We start from the raw sequence: 3,150 nt of genomic DNA on the forward strand, positions 1-3,150 counted from the left end.
ACCTCGTTCGTCGGGCACCTCGCCTTCGGCCTGCTGACCGGCATCCTCTACGGCTTGTTCCACTCCGGCGGAGGCAGCGGCCTGGCCGTCTAGCCCGCCTTGGTGATCCTCGACCGAAGGAGCTGGGATGACAACGACGACGACAGCACGAGGGGCCGCCGCGGGCGCGGTCGGTGTCCTGGCCATGGACGTGGTGACCTGGCTGATGTACCGGCGCGAGGATCCGGCCGACCTGGCGCGCGAGCAGCGGGCCCGGGCCTTCGGTCAGGACACCGCGCATGCGCTGGTCCGCCGGGTGGCGGAGGCGGTCGGCAGTGACGCCGGGGCTGAGCAGCCCAACGGTGCCGGTATCGCGGTGCACTACGCGTTGGGCATGGGACCAGGCGCCGTCTACGCCGAGCAGCGCCAGAAGCACCCATGGCTGCGCGCTGGGCGCGGTGCCCTGTACGGCTCCGGCCTCTTTGTTGTCAACGACGAGATCGCCGCTCCGTTGCTGGGGATCGCCGGTCCGCCGGGTGCGTATCCCTGGCAGGCGCACGTGCGTGGCCTGGTCGGTCACGTGGTGCTGGGCATGGTGACCGAGGCGACGCTGAACGCGATCGAGGAGTGACCCGTGGGCGCGTTGCGACTCAGACCGTTGCCGGCATGAAGCCGCGCCTGGCGGGCCACGTGGCGGTCATCACCGGTGCGTCTTCAGGCATCGGGCGGCTCACGGCCCAGCTGTTCGCCGCCCGGGGCGCACAGGTAGTGCTGGCTGGCCGCGGTGGGCCCGCGCTGCAGACGGCGGCCGAGGAGGTGGCGGCAGCCGGTGGGACGGCGCTGGTTGTCCCGACCGACGTGGCGGACGCCACTGCGGTTCAGGCGCTGGCCGACACGGCCGTCGAAAGGTTCGGGCGCATCGACACCTGGGTCAACAACGCCTCGGTGACCTCCTACGGCACCGTGGCGGACACGCCAGTTGCTGACATTGCCGGGTGATCGAGGTCAACCTGCTGGGCCAGGTGCACGGCATCAAGGCCGCACTTCCCGTCATGCGGGCACAGCGCAGCGGAACGATCGTCGCGGTCAGTTCGGGCCTGGGGGTGCGCAGTGTTCCGCTGCAGGCGCCCTACTGCGCCGCCAAGCGCGCCGTCGTGGGGTTGATGGAGGGCGCGCGGATGGAGGAGCGGCGTGCCGGGTCGGGGGTGCAGTTCACCACGATCCTGCCCTCGTCGATCAACACGCCGCTGTTCGACCACGCTCCATCGTTCATGGGCCGCAGGCCAGCGCCGATTCCGCCGGTGTACGAGCCCGCGGCCGTGGCCCAGGCGATCCTGTTCGCCGCCACGCGTCGGCGTCGCGACATCTACGTCAGCGCCGCCGCCCGCCAGCTGGACCTGCTCGAGCGGCTCAGCCCCGCCCTGACCGACCGGCTGCTGGGCCTCGGTGGTCAGGCCTTCCGTCGTCAGCAGCGCGACGAGGCCGACGCCGGGCAGAACAACCTGTACGAGCCGAGTGACACCACCGGATCGGTGCGGGGCCGGTTCGGCCGGTTCGCCTTCCGGCGCAGCGCCTACACCCGCACGTTCGGCTACCACCCCGTCCTGGGCCGGACCGCGGGAGCGACCCTGGCGGTTATGGCCAGTCGCCGGCTCCTCCGGGTCGGAAGCGGGAAGCAGGTCCCAACGGCCCTCTTCCGGGCACGGAGAGGAGCGAAGGGTCCATGACCGGGAGGCCCACCACGACCGAAGCGGAGATCGCCCGGATTGACGTCGATGGCCGAGCCGTCGAGTACCTGGACACCGGACCGCCGGTCGGGCCGGCGCTCGTGCTGCTCCATGGCGACGGGGAGACCGCCCGGGACTGGCGCTGGGTGGCCCCGGCTTTGGCCGACGCCGGCCACCGAGTTATCGCGCCCAGCCTGCCCGGACACGGTGGCAGTGTGCCGCCGGCCTCCTACGCGATGGAGGACCTGGCGGTTTGGCTGGCCCGTTTCCTCGACGCCGTGGGCATCGCCGCAGCGACGGTCGGGGGCAACTCCATCGGTGGCCTGATCGCGATCCACCTGGCCCTGGGTCAACCCAGCCGGGTCCAACGCCTGCTCCTGGTCGACTCGGCCGGCCTCGGTCAGACCGTCAATCCGCTATTGGCCGCCGAGACCCTGCCCGGCGCCGGTGAGGCGGCCATCGGGATGACCCTGTTCCCCGGCGGGCCCCAGCTACGCGCGTTCACGCGGGCGGGGAACCTCTTCGCTCAGCCGTGGCGGGTACCGGCTGGATGGTGGTCCGACCAGTTCCGCTGGGGCGGGAATCCTGTCCTGCTGGACGCCTCGGTGGCGTGCAAGCGCGCCATCATGAACGGCACCGGACAGCACCATGTGGTGCTTGACCGACTGGGCGAGCTCAATGTGCCAACGCTCGTGCTGTGGGGGCTGCTGGACACGATCGTTCCGGTGGTACACGGCAGGTCAGCAGCGCGGCGGCTAAGCGACGGGCGCCTGGAGGTGCTGCCCGGCTGCGGCCATGTTCCGCACGTCGAGTCACCGAAGGCCTTTCTGGCGCCGGTGCTGCGCTTCCTCGAGCAGACAAAGGCGGCGGCCCGATGAGCGTCCCGCGACCGCACTGAGGCTGGGGCCAACGTCAACGATGGCCACCGTGACGATCGACCCCGTGGCGGCCGCCATCGCGGCAGTCGTGGCCGCGCAGCTCATGGAAGTCCCCGCCTACCTCCAGCGAGCGCTCGGCCTACCAGTTCATCAGGACATCTTCGAGGAGGGCGGATGCATCTTGCGAGCACCTGCTCGATGGCGCCGTCTCGCCGGTTGGGCCGGGCACGCGGCACTCGCCATCGGGATCGTCCTTCTCTTCGCGACCTTCTTCGCCGCGGTATCCCGCAACGACCATGTGGCGTGGTGGGGCATTCTCCTCGGCGGAATCCACGGACTGGTCGGCGGCCTCGTGGTCGGCGCCTTCGTCGACCTGCACCCCGGAATGCCGCACGACGTGCCTGCCCCCGGCGTCTTCTACCGGCACTACGGGCGCCGGGACGTCACCACCTTCATCACCGGCCATCGAGGTTGTCCCGAGCTTCGTAGAACTTCGGTGGCGGCCCGTTGTGCGTCAGGCTGCGACGACCTCCTCATCTTGCACGGCGGTGGCGACAGTTCCGGCG

5 protein-coding genes are annotated in these 3,150 nt (G+C 70.7%); all 5 read left to right on the forward strand.

The annotated features are described in order from the left end of the window. Positions 1–127: 127 nt before the first annotated feature. Positions 128–610 (forward strand): DUF1440 domain-containing protein, encoded by a 483-nt coding sequence (locus CNO22_RS26375; RefSeq protein ID WP_100502199.1) that lies wholly within the window; start codon positions 128–130, stop codon positions 608–610. Between the two features lie 35 nt (positions 611–645). After that, the gene (locus CNO22_RS29885; protein WP_157937150.1) at positions 646–978 is read left to right on the forward strand and encodes an SDR family NAD(P)-dependent oxidoreductase; all 333 of its coding nucleotides are present in this window, start codon (positions 646–648) and stop codon (positions 976–978) included. Next, the gene (locus CNO22_RS26385; protein ID WP_100502201.1) at positions 975–1,706 is read left to right on the forward strand and encodes an SDR family NAD(P)-dependent oxidoreductase; all 732 of its coding nucleotides are present in this window, start codon (positions 975–977) and stop codon (positions 1,704–1,706) included. The genes CNO22_RS29885 and CNO22_RS26385 overlap by 4 nt, the downstream gene beginning before the upstream one ends. Then, positions 1,703–2,584: an alpha/beta fold hydrolase gene (locus CNO22_RS26390; RefSeq protein WP_100502202.1), complete on the forward strand. Its 882-nt coding sequence runs from the start codon at positions 1,703–1,705 to the stop codon at positions 2,582–2,584. Before CNO22_RS26385 ends, CNO22_RS26390 begins: the two co-directional genes overlap by 4 nt. 49 nt (positions 2,585–2,633) lie before the next feature. After that, positions 2,634–3,150, forward strand: a 517-nt coding sequence (locus CNO22_RS26395; RefSeq protein WP_157937151.1) for a hypothetical protein, incomplete at its 3' end; no start/stop codon positions are given.

Source organism: Geodermatophilus chilensis (assembly GCF_002802985.1).
Lineage (GTDB): Bacteria > Actinomycetota > Actinomycetes > Mycobacteriales > Geodermatophilaceae > Geodermatophilus > Geodermatophilus chilensis.

Excerpts from the sequence above, each read along its gene's own strand:
- CNO22_RS26375 (WP_100502199.1), top strand. The coding sequence starts at position 128 with ATGACAACGACGACGACAGCACGAGGGGCCGCCGCGGGCGCGGTCGGT.
- CNO22_RS29885 (WP_157937150.1), top strand. The coding sequence starts at position 646 with ATGAAGCCGCGCCTGGCGGGCCACGTGGCGGTCATCACCGGTGCGTCT.
- CNO22_RS26390 (WP_100502202.1), top strand. The coding sequence starts at position 1,703 with ATGACCGGGAGGCCCACCACGACCGAAGCGGAGATCGCCCGGATTGAC.